Genomic DNA, 15,283 nt, shown 5'->3' on the forward strand with positions numbered 1-15,283 from the left:
AACATACCGCCAACGGCGGATTTTGAGGGTAGGGGAATGAAAAAGTCGTCTGCACAAGGTTCCGAAGATCCGATCCTGCAGTGGGTTACCTTCCGTCTGGACAACGAGTCCTACGGCATCAATGTGATGCAGGTGCAGGAAGTCCTGCGCTACACCGAGATTGCCCCGGTGCCGGGTGCGCCGAGCTACGTGCTGGGCATCATCAACTTGCGCGGCAACGTGGTGACGGTGATCGACACGCGTCAGCGTTTTGGCCTGATGCCGACCGAAGTGACCGACAACACCCGTATCGTCATCATCGAAGCCGACAAGCAAGTGGTCGGCATCCTGGTCGACAGCGTGGCCGAAGTGGTTTACCTGCGCCAGTCCGAAATCGAAACCGCGCCGAACGTGGGTAACGAAGAGTCGGCCAAGTTCATTCAAGGCGTGTGCAACAAGAATGGCGAACTGCTGATCCTGGTCGAACTGGACAAGATGATGACCGAGGAAGAGTGGTCCGAGCTGGAGAACATCTGAGTTGATCCTAGAGGTTGCTGTCATCTTCCTGGCGCTGGCCTGGGCGCTGAGCCTGTGGTTTTTCCTCAACTACAGCAAGCGCCAGCGCGAGCTGGCTGCGCAGCAGGCCGAGGGCGATGCGCTGCGTGACCAGCGCATCAAGGACTTGGCCAAGCGTCTGGATGACTACCAGAACGGCACGGTGCGCATGGGTGAGGCCATCCATGAGCTGCGTGCGGCGGTGGCCACCCTGCCGGACCGGCTGGAGCGCCTCGAGCAGCGCGACCCCAGCAACGTTACTTTCAGCCAGGCGGCCAAGCTGGTGGGGATGGGGGCGAGTATCGATGAGTTGACCCAGAGCTGCGGCTTGACCCAGGCCGAGGCGGAGTTGATGAGCAAGGTGTACCGGGCTCCTTGACGGGGTACCCTCGGCAGCAGGTTCGTCGCCTGGGAAATCGAGCGGCGCCCATGCTCCGCTCGATCTGAAAGGTGTCGCCAGGCCCGTTCAGTATCCGCTGTTCATTTCAATTGCGAACCCAGGAGTGATTGCCGCCCACGCCGGCGAACCGGTTCAGGGGCAGCAGTTGCTTCAGGGCTGTATTGGCTTGCGAAGGGTTGATGAATGGATAGGTGTTGACGCGTGGCATGGTGTGCAGGTTGATGATCTGGCGCAGGGTCCGCAACCCGGGTAGATGGCGATCGACCACTTCAGTGAGCAGTGCCGGCCCGGTTAGGTAGCTGAGCGTGTTGGCATAGCGGTAGAAACCGCTCGGGTCCTGTTCCAGGCTCGGTCGGCTTTCGTAGAAGTCTGCATGGGTCTGGAAACGTGCGAGCATTTCATCGGAGATCGCATCCAGCAGTGGGTTGCCTGGGTGGCTACCAATGAGGCTGGTGTTGTACAGGCAATTCATGCTCATTTTCTCGTTGGACATCGGCGGTGGCAGCAGCAGCCCATCGGGTGGGGTGCGCAGCTCGACCTGATCGATCGTTTCGCCCTTGCCGTCCGGCAGCAGGAAGTCGTCCACGTCCATGTACAGCCCACCCTCATGGTGCAGCATCCGGTAGCGCAGCACATCGGTCGCAGACGCGTAATTGGTGGCGATGCCACCGTTGCCATCCAGCGCTGCCTCGTACTGCGCGTAATAGCGGCTCTGGCGGAAGGCCCGGAAGAAGCCTTGCTCTTCAAGCGGCAATACCTGCAGCCCTGGCGCCCGGGCTGCCAATAGCCTTGCGTTCTGTTCGTAGGCGGTAGGCGAAGCCTTCGACAGAAACAGGCGCATGCTGTATTCACTGTCGCTCAGGCGCGCGGCGTTGGCGGCAAGGTTGGCCAGCAATGGCTCGCTAATGACTTTGTCGCCGACCCAGAGGCTGGAGATAAGTTTGGGGATGGGGGCGCTGTCCGGGGCCGGTGTCGGAATGGTGACTGGCAGTGGCAGGTCGACACCCAGCGCGCGCAAGGTGCGGGTGCGCATGGCGTCGGTGACTGGGCGCTGCCTGTCGAGCGCCACAAGGTCACGGCTCCCAGGCACTGCGATGTAGGCTTGCGGCTCGACCTCGTTGACGGTTTCCCTGATGATGAATGCGTCGTGCTCCAGGTCATAGACCACGCGTGCATTGTAGGTTTCGATGCTGCATTCCAGGTCGTCCAGTTCGCCATCGTAGTGTGGCAAGCGTATCACCGCGCCGGCAACAGCCGGGTCGCCTTCGTCAAGCGGTGTAATCGGCTCGTGGTGGTGGAAGTACTCCGCGCCTTCTGGCTCTGGAAGCCGCGGTGGACTGGTCGGGCTCAACGGATAGCCGAGCTGCTCGTTGACCTCGCGCGGCATGACAAAACCATCGCTTTTGAACTCGAACAGGGCCTTGATGCCTGCGCTGCCCTCCGTTGCCAGCGGTACGGCGTTGAACAACCCCCAGGCGATGTCGCCAACCCCGTCCTGTTTGGCTTTCAGGCTGTGGCCGTTGATCACCTGATCCAGGCCCAGGCCCAACTGGGCAATGCCACCGACCGCCAGCAGTGGCGCCAGCCCCGGCACCACCAGGCACAGTGGCGCCAGCAGGTTGAGCGTGTTGGCGAGGTAGCCACGCCATTTGGCTTTGGTAACCTGGCTATCGGTGGTGATGACAAAATCGGCGTCGTCGTAGCTGCGCTGGCGCTGGCGCTCGGTCAGGGCTGCGAACATATCCCCGGTCAGTTTGGGGTTGTATTTGCCAGGTTTGTAGTTCACGTAGGTTCTGGGGGGCCAGACGCCATCATCGTTGAAATAACCGTGTTCAGGCGGCAGCCGGTGCCGGTCCGGATAGTCGCCAAGGCCCTCGAGCGCGGTGTCCAGGCCACTGAAATCGAGGCCCTGGGGGCGGTCGGCGAGCCTGAAGTGTTGCTTTAGCGCTTCGCGTCGGGCGGGGTCCTTGCACTGATCGCCCACCCAGTCCTTGAGCAGGTTCTCGCTGGCGAATTCGAGCAAGGGCGAGCTGTTACCTGGCATGTACAGCAGGGTCAGATCGCTGTGGGGGGCATTGATGTACAGCAGGTCGGTGGCCGCATAGCCATAGATGCTCAGCGTGCTGACCCGTATCTTGAAGCGCTGCGGCATCATGCCGGCGGCTTGCCATGCCAGCTCCCTGGCGGCATCGCTCAGGCGCCCCTGGCTGACCTGGGCGTTGCAGGCGGCGATGAAATTGAGCTTGCTGGCCAGGCGGTGAGTGTCCTGATGCTCCCGCCAGTAAGCGTCGAGCATGGCTTTGAACGGCTGGTGAAAGTCCAGCGCTTCGATGAACCGCTGGAAGGCTTCAGCCGGAACCTGAATGTGGGTCGAGGCATCGTAACGGGCGGGGGACGATCGCTGGAACAGGCCGTTATACACCTCGAAGGCGGCGCCCTGATGGCCAAAGCCCAGCGTTGGCAGGCGATCGACCAGCTTCAACGGCCCTTGGGGGAAGGTGCCTGCCCAAGGGTTGGCGAACAGTGCGCCGATGAGGTTGTTATCGGACTCCCCTTGCCAGTTGCCCAGCAGCGCCTGGGTCATGCTCTGGGTCTGCTGGACCGCTGCCACATACCCTTGGTCATCCGGCCGGTAGTGCAGGGTGACCACATCGACGCGATCGGGGTCGATATGCACACCTTGCCCGGCAAGCCACTGCCGGATCAAGCGATGGGCTTCGCGGTCCGGGCGTGGGATGTTGGCCAGATGGTCTACTACGAACTGCACGCCTTTGGCGTTGATTCTGCTGTCGATCATGACGGTACACCTTGTACGTGGGAGGCCGACAAGGTTGGGCGCATGGAGGGGGAGGGGGTGGTAGATAGTTACTGGCCAGTGCCGGGCAGCGGGGGCAATGGTGGGGTGATATCGCGCTCTGCCGGGCGCGGATCATCGAAGCCGGCGGGTACCTTGCCGCGCAGGTGCCAGGCGAAGGCGATGATCTCGGCAATGGTCAGGTACAGCGCCTCGGGTATTTGCTCGCCCAGCTCCAGCCGCGCCAGCAGCCGCACCAGCTCGGCGTTTTCGTAGATCGGCACTTCGTGTTCGCGGGCGAGCGCAAGGATGGCCTCGGCCAGGTCCTCGTCGCCCTTGGCGGTGAGGGTCGGTGCCTGATGGCCGTCGTAGTTCAGCGCTATGGCTTGGCGTGGTGTCGTATCGTTCATGCGGTTTCGTCCACCCAGCGTTGTTCCATCCGTGTGCGTGGCCCCTGCGGCGGGATGCCCGGGTGGCACTCCAGGTCGCCGACTTCCAGGCCCCGGGCCAGCAGGCGCGCGCGCAGCGCGCCAAGCTGGGTGTCGATCAACCGCGCGGTCTGCTCGCGCTCCGCCCATAGCTGCCCGCTCAGGCGGCCCTCGCTCAGTTGTGCCTGCACTTGCATGGGGCCGAGCGGGGACAGGTCGAAGGCCAGCTCGATGCGCCACAGGGCTTGTCGAGGGTCTTGGGCTTCATGTTGGCGGTCGGCCTGTTGTTGTGGGGTTTCTTCGCGCTGCAGTTTGACTTGCAGCGGGATGAAGTCCTGGCCGTGGCGGATCGGCACTTCAGTTTGCCAGGTGGTCTGCAGGTTGCCGTTTTCCAGCGTGCCGGTTTGTTGCAGGCTGCTCATGGCGTGGCTCTGCAAGCGTGAAACGGCAGCGGCAGCCAGGCGCAGCAGCTGTTGCAGGTCGCCTTCCTCTTCCAGGGCCTTGAGCAGGCGCGACGGTAATGGGAACGCGCCCGGCTGCGGCTTGGGGCTGACCCGCTCGAGCATGCCCAGTGCGCTGCGCGCCAAAGCCGGCATAGTCACGGCCAGGCTGGCGGGGTTGAGATTGGCAGTGCTTGCCGGGAGGGCAGGGGCCTGGGCCATCAGCCGCAGCAAATGCGCCTTGAGGTCGGTGGCGACGCTGGCGGTGGACCCGCTCAGCAGCTTCGCTTCGAGAAAGCTGCCGCTGTTGTTCAGGGCCTGGGCCACTGCCTTGGCGTCGCCCAGTTGTCGGGCGTCCGGCAGGCCGGCCAGCAGGCGTTCGGCGCTGGCGCGCAGGTCGCCATCGACGCCTGGGTCGCGGGTGAGCTGTTGCAGGGCGTTGAGCAGGCCGGGTAGCGAGGCTTGGCGGTTTTGCTGGGTCAGCAGCTGTTGGGCAATGCTGAGTTGGTCCTGCCTGCCGCTGAGCGGCACGAAGCGCAATGACTGATCACCCTGCACCAGGGCGCTGAGCAGGCTGCCAATGGCCAGCGGGCGCGGGCTGTCGATGCTCAGTGTGGCACCGGCCTGGTTGCTGTTGAGCAGGCTGACCAGCGCCCGGTACACGGCCGGTTGGCCGGGTGCCTGGGCCAGCAGCTGGTTGGTCAGGACCTTGCCTTGCAGCAAGGTGCCGACCGGCACCTTGCTGGTGTCCAGCTGGGTGAGGGTGGCGACCTGGCTGGCGCTGGCCTGTTGCAGCATGATCGCCAGGCGGTTGCTTTCGGTCTGACTGACGGTGATCTGGCTGCCTTGTGGCAGCGGCTGGCTGGCGTTGGCCTGAAGCTGGGTCTGGACGCCGTTGGCCTGCATCAGCCGTAGCACCAGCTGAAAGTCCTGGCCCGTCTGGCGCAACGATAAAACCTCGGCTTGCGCGGTTTCGCCAGGAGCCAGCAACCCAGGCTGCGCCTGGATCAGGCGCAGCAGATCGCCGGTCATGCCCGCCTTCATGGCTTGGCTGTTGATCGCGGTTTGTGCGCCGAGACTATTGATTTCAGTCATGATTGTATACAACCTGTCGAGCCCGGCCTCTTGGCAGCGCGGCGGCGCGTGTAATAATGCCGCGCGCCTGTGGTTGCCAGTATAACGGCAGCGCGCGGGGCGACTTGAGACACAAGGGCTTTGGAGCGGTGTTGGCTGCTTCGCGGGTGAACCCGCTCCTACAGGGTTCTGTAGGAGCGGGTTCACCCGCGAAGCAGGCGACGCCGCCCCAATGCCCTACTAAAGATAAGGCGAAACCGTGACCCTTCACCTCCAAGCCGCAGGCCTGGCCTGCGAGCGCGACTGGCGCCTGCTGTTCGAACAGCTCGATTTCGAGCTGGGCGCCGGCGACATGCTGCAGATCAGTGGCCCCAACGGCAGCGGCAAGACCAGCCTGTTGCGCCTGCTGGCCGGGCTGATGCAGCCGACGGCCGGGCAGATTCTGCTGGGTGGCAAGCCCCTGGCAGAACAGCGTCATGCCCTGGCCAGCGCCCTGCTGTGGATTGGCCACGCCGCCGGCATCAAGGACTTGCTCACCGCCGAGGAGAATCTCACCTGGCTGTGCGCCCTGCACCAGCCGGCCAGCCGCGAGGCAATCTGGGCGGCGCTGGAGGCTGTCGGCCTGCGCGGTTTCGAAGACGTCCCCTGCCATACCCTGTCGGCCGGTCAGCAGCGCCGTGTGGCCCTGGCCCGGCTGCACCTGGCTTGTCCGCCGCTATGGATTCTCGACGAGCCGTTCACCGCGCTCGACAAGCAAGGCGTGGCGCAGCTTGAAGCGCACCTGGCAGCCCACTGCGAGCAGGGCGGGACGGTGGTGCTGACGACTCATCACACACTGGAACGCAAGCCCTCCGGTTATCGAGAATTGAACCTGGGGCAATGGGCTGCATGAGCGTATTCATTTTGTTGCTGCGCCGCGAAGCGCGCCTGCTGTTCCGTCGCCCGGCCGAACTGGCCAACCCGTTGGTGTTCTTCGCCATTGTCGTGGCCCTGTTCCCGCTGGCGGTCGGCCCGGAAAGCCAATTGTTGCAAACCTTGTCGCCGGGCCTGGTCTGGGTGGCAGCGTTGCTGGCCGTGTTGTTGTCGCTGGACGGCCTGTTCCGCAGCGATTTCGAAGACGGCTCGCTGGAGCAATGGGTGCTGTCGCCGCACCCACTGGCACTGCTGGTGCTGGCCAAGGTGCTGGCGCACTGGATCTTTTCCGGGCTGGCGCTGGTATTGTTGGCGCCACTGCTGGCACTGATGCTGGGGCTGCCAAGCCATTGCCTGCCGGTGCTGCTCGGTTCGCTGCTGCTGGGTACGCCGGTATTGAGCTTGCTGGGCGCGGTAGGTGCGGCGCTGACAGTCGGCCTTAAACGCGGAGGTTTGTTACTGGCGTTGCTGATTCTGCCGTTGTATATCCCTGTATTGATCCTGGGCAGTGGTGCGTTGCAAGCGGCGTTGCAAAATATGCCGGCAACCGGCCATCTGCTCTGGCTCGCCAGCCTGACGGCCCTGGCCGTTACCCTGGCACCCTTTGCGATAGCGGCCGGCCTGAAGATCAGCGTCGGCGAATAACGAGTCCCGGGCTCTCAAGCCCGGCAAATACCCTGGATGTACCCTGATGAAAATAAGCTGGACGTGGTTCCACAAGCTGGGCTCCCCGAAATGGTTCTATGCCATCAGCGGCCGCATGCTGCCGTGGCTGGCCGGTACTGCCGTGTTCCTGCTGCTGGTCGGCATCACCTGGGGCCTGGCCTTCGCCCCCCAGGACTACCAGCAGGGCAACAGCTTCCGCATCATCTATATCCATGTGCCGGCGGCGATGCTGGCGCAGTCCTGCTATGTGCTATTGGCGGTGGCCGGGGTGGTTGGGCTGGTGTGGAAGATGAAACTGGCCGACGTCGCCCTGCAGTGTGCCGCGCCCATTGGCGCCTGGATGACCGCCGTGGCGCTGGTTACCGGCGCCATCTGGGGCAAGCCGACCTGGGGCAGCTGGTGGGTGTGGGATGCCCGCCTTACGTCCATGCTCATCCTGCTGTTCCTGTACTTCGGCATTATTGCGCTGGGCCAGGCGATCAGTAATCGTGACAGTGCGGCCAAGGCCTGTGCGGTGCTTGCGATTGTCGGTGTGGTGAATATCCCGATCATCAAGTATTCGGTGGAGTGGTGGAACACCCTGCACCAGGGGGCCACCTTCACCCTTACCGAAAAGCCGGCGATGCCGGCCGAAATGTGGCTGCCGCTGTTGTGCACGGCGCTGGGTTTCTACTGTTTCTTCGGCGCCGTACTGCTGCTGCGCATGCGCCTTGAAGTGCTCAAGCGCGAAGCACGCGCCAGTTGGGTCAGGGACGAAGTATTGAACAGCCTGGGGCGGAGGGCCGCACAATGAGCTTTGCCACCTTCGGTGACTTTCTCGCCATGGGCCACCATGGCCTGTACGTGTGGTCGGCCTATGGCATCTGCCTGGCGGTGCTGGCGCTGAACGTTGGTGCGCCACTGCTGGCCCGTCGCCGCTATTTGCAAGAAGAGGCGCGCCGTTTGCGCCGGGAGAACAACCAGTGAATCCGCAGCGCAAGAAACGCCTGTTGCTCATCGTCGGCCTGCTGGTCGGCGTCGGGGTTGCCGTCGGCTTTGCCTTGAGCGCATTGCAGCAAAACATCAACCTGTTCTATACACCGACCCAGATCGCCAACGGCGAAGCCCCGCTGGACACGCGCATCCGCGCTGGCGGCATGGTCGAGAAAGGCTCGGTGCAGCGCTCGGCCGACTCGCTGGACGTGCGTTTCGTGGTAACCGACTTCAACAAGTCGGTACCCATCACCTACCGCGGCATCCTCCCCGACCTGTTCCGCGAAGGGCAGGGTATCGTCGCCCTTGGCAAGCTCAACACCGAAGGTGTGGTGGTAGCCGATGAGGTGCTGGCCAAGCACGACGAGAAATACATGCCGCCCGAAGTCACCAAGGCCCTGAAGGAAAGCGGCCAGGCCGCTACCGGCGGGGAGACGAAGCCATGAACGCAGCACTGGTAGTCCCCGAACTGGGCCAGTTGGCGATGATTCTGGCCATCTGCTTTGCCGTCGTGCAGGCCAGTGTGCCGTTGCTTGGCGCGTGGCGTGGCGACAGCCTGTGGATGAGCCTGGCGCGGCCGGCAGCGTGGGGGCAGTTCGCCTTCCTGGCGTTTGCCTTTGCCTGCCTGACCCATGCCTTCATGACAGACAATTTCTCGGTCGCCTATGTGGCCAGCAATTCCAACAGCGCCTTGCCCTGGTACTACAAGTTCAGTGCGGTGTGGGGCGCCCATGAGGGTTCGTTGCTGCTTTGGGCGCTGATCCTCGGCGGCTGGACCTTTGCCGTGTCGGTGTTCTCCCGGCAGTTGCCGCAGGTGATGCTGGCCCGCGTGCTGGCGGTAATGGGCATGATCAGCGTGGGCTTCCTGAGCTTCCTGATCATTACTTCCAACCCGTTCCAGCGCCTGCTGCCGCAGGTGCCGACCGATGGCCGTGACCTCAACCCGCTGTTGCAGGACTTTGGCCTGATCGTGCATCCGCCGATGCTGTACATGGGCTACGTGGGCTTCTCGGTGGCCTTCGCGTTCGCGATTGCCGCCTTGCTCGGCGGCCGGCTGGACGCTGCCTGGGCGCGCTGGTCGCGGCCGTGGACCATCGTCGCCTGGGCGTTCCTGGGTGTTGGCATCACCTTGGGGTCGTGGTGGGCCTACTACGAACTGGGCTGGGGTGGCTGGTGGTTCTGGGACCCGGTGGAAAACGCCTCGTTCATGCCTTGGCTGGTGGGCACCGCACTGATCCACTCGCTGGCGGTGACCGAGAAACGCGGGGTGTTCAAGAGCTGGACCGTGCTGCTGGCAATTGCCGCATTCTCGCTGAGCCTGCTGGGTACCTTCCTGGTGCGTTCCGGGGTGCTGACCTCGGTGCACGCGTTTGCCGCCGACCCGTCGCGGGGCATCTTCATCCTGTTTTTCCTGCTGTTCGTGGTCGGCGGGTCGCTCACCCTGTTCGCCCTGCGCGCACCGGTGGTCAAGAGCCAGGTCGGTTTCGCCCTGTGGTCGCGTGAAACGCTGCTGCTGGCCAACAACCTGGTGCTGGTGGTCGCGGCTTCGATGATTCTGCTTGGTACCCTGTACCCATTGGTGCTCGATGCCCTGACCGGGGCCAAGCTGTCGGTCGGCCCACCCTACTTCGACGCCTTGTTCCTGCCGCTGATGGCGCTGCTGATGGTGGTGCTGAGCGTGGGCGTGGTGGTGCGCTGGAAGGACACCCCGGGCAAATGGCTGGTCAGCATGATGACCCCGGTATTGATCGGCAGTGCCATCCTTGCCCCGGTTGCCGGCTTTATCGTCGACGACTTCGATTGGCCGACGCTGACGGCCTTCGCCCTGGCCGCCTGGGTAGTGCTTGGCGGGCTGCGTGACATTTTCGACAAGACCCGCCACAAGGGCCTGGTCAAAGGCCTGCCGGGCCTGGGCCGCAGCTACTGGGGCATGCAACTGGCGCACCTGGGCCTGGCGGTGTGTGCGCTGGGCGTGGTGCTGTCCAGCAACAACAGCGCCGAGCGCGACCTGCGCATGGCGCCGGGCGAAAGCGTGGAGCTGGGTGGCTACCACTTCCTGTTCCAGGGCGCCAAGCACTTCGAGGGGCCGAACTTCATCTCTGACAAGGGCACCATCGTGGTCAGCCGCGAGGGCCGTGAAGTGACCACACTGTACCCGGAGAAGCGCCTGTACACCGTGCAGCAGTCGATGATGACCGAAGCAGGCATCGACGCCGGCTTTACCCGCGACCTGTACGTCGCGCTTGGCGAGCCACTGGAGAATGGCGCCTGGGCTGTGCGCGTACATATTAAGCCTTACGTCCGCTGGATCTGGCTGGGCGGTCTGCTGACCGGCCTGGGCGGGTTGCTGGCGGCCCTCGACCGGCGCTACCGCGTCAAGGTCAAGACCCGGGTGCGTGATGTCCTGGGCGTGTCTGGAGCAGCTGCATGAAGCGTTGGATCATGGTAGTGCCCCTTGCAGTGTTCCTGCTGGTGGCGGTGTTCCTCTACAAGGGGCTTTTCCTCAAGCCCGACGAGCTGCCTTCGGCAATGATCGGCAAACCGTTCCCGGCGTTTTCCCTGGCGTCGACACAGGGGGACCGCACCCTGACTCAGGCCGACTTGCAGGGGCGCCCGGCACTGGTCAACGTGTGGGCCACCTGGTGCCCGTCGTGCAAGGTCGAGCACCCGTACCTGAACCAGCTGGCACAGCAGGGTGTGGTGATCCATGGGGTCAACTACAAGGATGACAACGCCGCCGCGCAGAAGTGGTTGGCCGAGTTCCACAACCCCTATCAGCTGGATATTCGTGACGAGCAGGGCAGCCTGGGCCTGGACCTTGGGGTGTATGGGGCGCCGGAAACCTTCCTGATCGATGCCAAGGGCATCATCCGCTACAAGCACGTAGGCATCGTCGATGCCACGGTCTGGCGTGAACAGCTGGCGCCGTTGTACCAGGGCCTGATCGACGAGGCCAAGCCATGAGGCGTTGGCTGGCAGCTGCGGTGCTGGGCATGAGCCTGGCCGGTGTGGCCAAGGCGGCTATCGACACCTACCAGTTTCGCGACGAGGCCGAGCGCGAGCGTTACCAACAGTTGACCAAGGAACTGCGCTGCCCCAAGTGCCAGAACCAGGATATTGCCGACTCCAACGCGCCGATTGCTGCCGACCTGCGCCGAGAAATCTTCCGCATGCTCGGCGAAGGCCAGAGCAACCAGCAGATCATCGACTTCATGGTCGACCGCTATGGCGACTTCGTGCGCTACAAGCCGGCGCTCAGCGGGCGTACCTGGCTGCTGTGGTTTGGCCCGGGGATCTTGCTGGCCGGTGGCTTCGTGGTGCTGGCGGTGATCGTACGCCGGCGCCGTGCTACGGCCGCGCAAGGCGCCGATGAGTTGTCTGCCGAAGAACGCGAGCGTCTCGCCAAACTGCTGGAAAAAGAACAGACCCATGATTGAATTCTGGCTTAGCGCGGGCCTTCTGCTGCTCGCTGCCCTCAGCTTTTTGCTGCTCCCGATCCTGCGTGGCCGCCGTCGCCAGCAGGAAGAAGACCGCACGGCCTTGAACGTGGCCCTTTATCAGGAACGTGTCGCCGAACTGGCGGCCCAGCAAGCCGCCGGTGTGCTCGATGAGGCGCAGATGGCCAAGGGCCGGGACGAGGCTGCCCGCGAGCTGCTGGCCGATACCGAAGGTGCCGAGGCCCCGCGCCAGGGGCATTTGGGCAAGGCCCTGCCGCTGCTGGCTGCGGTACTGGTGCCGCTGATGGCGCTGGGGCTGTACCTGCATTTTGGGGCGGCCGACAAGGTGGCGCTGACCCAGGAGTTTGCCGAGGCACCCAAGTCGATGGAAGAAATGACTACGCGCCTTGAGCGCGTGGTGCAGGCCCAGCCGGATTCGGCCGAGGCCATGTATTTCCTTGGCCGGGCCTACATGGCCGAGCAGCGCCCGGCCGATGCCGCGCGTACGTTCGAACGGGCCGTGGCCTTGGCTGGCCGCCAGCCCGAGCTGCTGGGGCAGTGGGCCCAGGCCCAGTACTTTGCCGCCAACAAGCAGTGGAGCCCGCAATTGCAGGCGTTGACTGACGAAGCGTTGAAGGCTGATCCCAACGAGGTGACCAGCCTGGGCCTGCGCGGTATTGCTGCGTTTGAAGGCGAGCGTTATCAGGAAGCCATCGACTACTGGAAGCGTTTGCTGGCGCAGTTGCCAGAAGGTGATGCATCGCGAGCGGCGTTGCAGGGTGGTATCGACCGCGCCGCCGAGCGCTTGGGTGGGGTGCCAGCAGAGGCGACCGAGCCTGCACCTGTGGCGGCTCGCCTGAAAGTGCGGGTGGAACTGGCGGCTGCCTTGAAGGACAAGGTCAAGCCGGACGACACGGTGTTTATCTTCGCTCGCGCCAGCAATGGCCCGCCGATGCCGCTGGCGGCCAAGCGGGTGACCGTGGCGCAGTTGCCGATCGAGGTGGAATTGTCTGATGCTGATGCGATGATGCCGCAGATGAAACTGTCGCAGTATGCCGAAGTCCAACTGGTTGCACGTGTTTCACGCGCGGGTCAGCCTACCCAGGGTGAGTGGGTTGGCCGGGGTGCTCCGTTGTCTAGCGCCACCCAGGCTACCCAGCGCCTGACCATCGACACTCCAGACCAGTAAGAGAGCAATGCCATGCACAGCACCGTCCGCCTGACCCTGATTACCCTGGCCTTGGGTTTGTCTGCGTGTACGGTGCATGAGCCGTACGAGCAGCCTGCGCCACCGATCGAGCGTGTGCCGCCGTCGGGGCCGGTGGTCAAGCCCTTGCCGGGCAGGCAGCCTGCCACTCAGCCGAGCAAGCCGGCGGCGATACCCAAGCCCATGCCGCGCACCTCGGCCAGCTTTGCGCCACCGCCTGGCGGGGCAAGCCACTGGGATCCCAAGCTGGGTGTATATGTATTGGAGAAGCAGCCCAATACCTTCTACCGGCAGCGTACCTACTATCGGTTTGATAACGGCTGGAGCTGGTCGTTGAGCCCGAATGGGCCTTGGCAGGAAACTGACAGCAGTGGTGTACCAGGTGGGTTAGGGCGGGCGTTCGCACAGTAACGCTATTTCTGTATCTGCTGCTTCTGCTTCTGCTTTTGCTTTTGCTTGTAAGCGCGCGGTAGTTCAGGCGACGCAGATTGCGACTTCAGGAGGCCGAGCGCAGGGCTTGCGAAGGGAGGTGACGGGCATGGATGCCCGTCAAGCGCTGAGGCCCCATGGATGGGGCCTGCAGCGCGTACTCCCGGGAGCAAGACCGTAGCGAGGGAACCCCGGAGCGTAGCGCAGGGGCCGGATGATAGGAGCCAGCGTTTTTTGGTTACTTTTTGTCGCGTTTGACAAAAAGTGACCCGCCGTAAGGGCGGAAAGGTGACTATGCGCCACCTGCGTGAATGAATACCTACTCGATGTGAGTGCCCACATCCAAGAAGCAAGAAGCAAGAAGCAAGATGCGAACTCGTCTGTTTTGACTCAGCGAACCGTCCGTTTGCGATGGCGACGCTGACTCACCTTTTCGCCCTTACGGCCATCCCTTTCAAGGTCTTTTGGTTTTGGCGGCCTTGATGACCCGATCCGTCGAAACATGAGCATGTACAGCCGTCCCTTGCACCCAGGCCTTCGCTTTGAGCACCTTGGGGCCTCGTGGGCTTTTCGCAACCTGTCTGGGCTGGATGTTTCTGGCCAGCTCCAGCAGGCGCTGAGCCAGGTTTTCCATCGGAACAACGGGCATGTACTCGGATGGCAGGGCAATCTGCATGCCTTCGTAACCCCCTCTGATCTGCACCGCCAAGTGATAGATCGAGGCTTCCCAATTCTCGGGCAAGGCATCGCGGTGAGCCTGTTCAACACTTCGCTTGAGCAAGGCCAGAACGTTGTATGCCAGCACGGCAGTGGTGAATCCAAGCAAGGCGGCTCGCGGACTGCCGAGGGTTTCAATTTCACTTTCCAGAATTGCTTCCAACCGCTGGAACATCCCTTCAATACTCCAGCGGCGCCGATAGAAGTCTGCGATCTGTTGCGCACTGATGCTCTCGGGCAGGTTGCTCCAGAACATCAAGCTGTTATCACCTGAGTCGTTTGGTGAATGAAGCGTTAACTCGACACGTCGCCAACGGTGCCCGCCTTTTACTTCGATGGATTGCTCGCGCACAGTGCCTGTGGCGACGGGCATCGGTGCTTGCCACTCACCTTCCTGGATCAAGCGTGGATGCTTGGCCTGCTGGCGAATGACAAATGATGTCTTCACCTGTTCGCACGCCTCCATTACAGGCAGCGTGCAGTAGAGACGGTCAGCGATCCAAACCTGATTGGTCTTTGCTTCAGCCAGCAACGGCAAAACACAAACTCGTTCGCTTGCGTAGGCGTCCTCGCACGGCTGGAGGTCAATTACCTGATCCAGGTCGGGGTCGTAAACCACCACCGAAAACCCGGGGCGAGCCGCTCCGCGCTCTTGGCGCAGCGCGCCAAGACGCTTTTCGGTAGAGGCCAAGTGGCTGCCATCGACCACCCGAACTTGCCAATCAGGAAGCATGGCTGAGCAGCCCAACTCATGGATTGTCGGCGCCAAGCGCTGCGCGCAGCCTGTCACCAGAGCACGCAACAGGGCAGGTTCGGTTCGACTGATCTTGTCGTACAGAGCTGCCAGGCTGACGGGAAGGTCGTCCAGTTGTCTTGCCGCAGCATGCAGCGATGGCTTCAAGCCCAATGAAACAAGCGACATCAACTTGATAATGGTCGAGAACAGCAGCTCGCGAGAATACTGCCGTTGGCGGTGCTCCTCGAAAACCTGATCGACCCACTCCGGCGCAATGGCCTGCTCCAAGGCAAGTTTGGCCATTACGCTGGCGGGTGCTTTTTTCTCGAATCGCGCTAGTACATCAGCCCACATCGCTCGGGTCTTCCTGACTGGATTTCAGCGAATTCTACCGAAGACCTTGAAAGGGATGGCCCTTACGGCGAGTCACTTTTTGTCAAACGCGACAAAAAGTAACCAAAAAACGCTGCGGGTATGACTCACCCACATAGGTTACAAATCAGTTCACGCACATAGGTAACAGTCTTTAACTGGCAA

The 15,283-nt window shown here is 62.9% G+C and carries 16 protein-coding genes; 12 read left to right on the forward strand and 4 right to left on the reverse strand.

What is annotated here, in order from left to right; translation table 11 throughout:
* Positions 1-36 precede the first annotated feature (36 nt).
* Both ACI7M0_RS07835 and ACI7M0_RS07840 read left to right on the forward strand, forming a co-directional pair.
* A complete protein-coding gene (locus ACI7M0_RS07835; RefSeq protein ID WP_003254393.1) occupies positions 37-516 on the forward strand; it encodes a chemotaxis protein CheW in 480 nt (159 codons plus the stop codon).
* A 1-nt stretch (position 517) separates the two neighbouring features.
* Entirely contained in the window at positions 518-913 is a 396-nt protein-coding gene (locus ACI7M0_RS07840; protein WP_010955062.1) for a DUF2802 domain-containing protein, read from the forward strand.
* A gap of 106 nt (positions 914-1,019) precedes the next feature.
* Here the strand turns inward: ACI7M0_RS07840 and ACI7M0_RS07845 are convergent, their stop codons facing one another.
* From ACI7M0_RS07845 to ACI7M0_RS07855, 3 genes are all read right to left on the reverse strand, one after another.
* Positions 1,020-3,731 carry a dermonecrotic toxin domain-containing protein gene (locus ACI7M0_RS07845; RefSeq protein WP_129933537.1) on the reverse strand — a complete coding sequence of 904 codons (2,712 nt, stop codon included), beginning with the start codon at positions 3,729-3,731 and terminating at the stop codon, positions 1,020-1,022.
* Between the two features lie 68 nt (positions 3,732-3,799).
* On the reverse strand, positions 3,800-4,138 hold the full coding sequence (locus ACI7M0_RS07850) for an EscU/YscU/HrcU family type III secretion system export apparatus switch protein (protein WP_104886507.1): 339 nt from the start codon (positions 4,136-4,138) through the stop codon (positions 3,800-3,802).
* Positions 4,135-5,691 (reverse strand): flagellar hook-length control protein FliK, encoded by a 1,557-nt coding sequence (locus ACI7M0_RS07855; RefSeq protein ID WP_129933535.1) that lies wholly within the window; start codon positions 5,689-5,691, stop codon positions 4,135-4,137. Before ACI7M0_RS07855 ends, ACI7M0_RS07850 begins: the two co-directional genes overlap by 4 nt.
* A 238-nt stretch (positions 5,692-5,929) precedes the next feature.
* Here ACI7M0_RS07855 and ccmA point away from each other — a divergent pair, with 238 nt between their 5' ends.
* The 10 genes from ccmA to ACI7M0_RS07905 are packed head-to-tail and all read left to right on the forward strand — an operon-like array spanning position 5,930 to position 13,275.
* A complete protein-coding gene (gene ccmA / locus ACI7M0_RS07860; protein WP_003254385.1) occupies positions 5,930-6,562 on the forward strand; it encodes a cytochrome c biogenesis heme-transporting ATPase CcmA in 633 nt (210 codons plus the stop codon).
* Positions 6,559-7,227: a heme exporter protein CcmB gene (ccmB, locus tag ACI7M0_RS07865; RefSeq protein WP_012273477.1), complete on the forward strand. Its 669-nt coding sequence runs from the start codon at positions 6,559-6,561 to the stop codon at positions 7,225-7,227. The genes ccmA and ccmB overlap by 4 nt, the downstream gene beginning before the upstream one ends.
* 46 nt (positions 7,228-7,273) lie before the next feature.
* Positions 7,274-8,041 carry a heme ABC transporter permease gene (locus tag ACI7M0_RS07870; RefSeq protein WP_129933533.1) on the forward strand — a complete coding sequence of 256 codons (768 nt, stop codon included), beginning with the start codon at positions 7,274-7,276 and terminating at the stop codon, positions 8,039-8,041.
* A complete protein-coding gene (gene ccmD / locus ACI7M0_RS07875) occupies positions 8,038-8,214 on the forward strand; it encodes a heme exporter protein CcmD (RefSeq protein WP_003254380.1) in 177 nt (58 codons plus the stop codon). The genes ACI7M0_RS07870 and ccmD overlap by 4 nt, the downstream gene beginning before the upstream one ends.
* The gene (ccmE, locus tag ACI7M0_RS07880; RefSeq protein ID WP_014590169.1) at positions 8,211-8,666 is read left to right on the forward strand and encodes a cytochrome c maturation protein CcmE; all 456 of its coding nucleotides are present in this window, start codon (positions 8,211-8,213) and stop codon (positions 8,664-8,666) included. Before ccmD ends, ccmE begins: the two co-directional genes overlap by 4 nt.
* Entirely contained in the window at positions 8,663-10,651 is a 1,989-nt protein-coding gene (locus tag ACI7M0_RS07885; RefSeq protein ID WP_010955057.1) for a heme lyase CcmF/NrfE family subunit, read from the forward strand. The genes ccmE and ACI7M0_RS07885 overlap by 4 nt, the downstream gene beginning before the upstream one ends.
* On the forward strand, positions 10,648-11,184 hold the full coding sequence (locus ACI7M0_RS07890; RefSeq protein ID WP_014590171.1) for a DsbE family thiol:disulfide interchange protein: 537 nt from the start codon (positions 10,648-10,650) through the stop codon (positions 11,182-11,184). The genes ACI7M0_RS07885 and ACI7M0_RS07890 overlap by 4 nt, the downstream gene beginning before the upstream one ends.
* Complete coding sequence (locus tag ACI7M0_RS07895; protein WP_014590172.1) at positions 11,181-11,657, forward strand: cytochrome c-type biogenesis protein; 477 nt, start codon at positions 11,181-11,183, stop codon at positions 11,655-11,657. Before ACI7M0_RS07890 ends, ACI7M0_RS07895 begins: the two co-directional genes overlap by 4 nt.
* Positions 11,650-12,846 (forward strand): c-type cytochrome biogenesis protein CcmI, encoded by a 1,197-nt coding sequence (gene ccmI / locus ACI7M0_RS07900; protein ID WP_129933531.1) that lies wholly within the window; start codon positions 11,650-11,652, stop codon positions 12,844-12,846. The genes ACI7M0_RS07895 and ccmI overlap by 8 nt, the downstream gene beginning before the upstream one ends.
* A 12-nt stretch (positions 12,847-12,858) precedes the next feature.
* On the forward strand, positions 12,859-13,275 hold the full coding sequence (locus tag ACI7M0_RS07905) for a hypothetical protein (RefSeq protein ID WP_014590174.1): 417 nt from the start codon (positions 12,859-12,861) through the stop codon (positions 13,273-13,275).
* A gap of 472 nt (positions 13,276-13,747) precedes the next feature.
* Here the strand turns inward: ACI7M0_RS07905 and ACI7M0_RS07910 are convergent, their stop codons facing one another.
* Positions 13,748-15,049, reverse strand: a complete 1,302-nt coding sequence (locus ACI7M0_RS07910) for an IS4-like element ISPpu8 family transposase (RefSeq protein ID WP_010952894.1) — start codon at positions 15,047-15,049, stop codon at positions 13,748-13,750.
* Between the last annotated feature and the right edge of the window lie 234 nt (positions 15,050-15,283).

This window comes from Pseudomonas sp. 10(2024) (assembly GCF_045164175.1).
Taxonomy (GTDB): Bacteria; Pseudomonadota; Gammaproteobacteria; order Pseudomonadales; family Pseudomonadaceae; genus Aquipseudomonas; species Aquipseudomonas alloputida.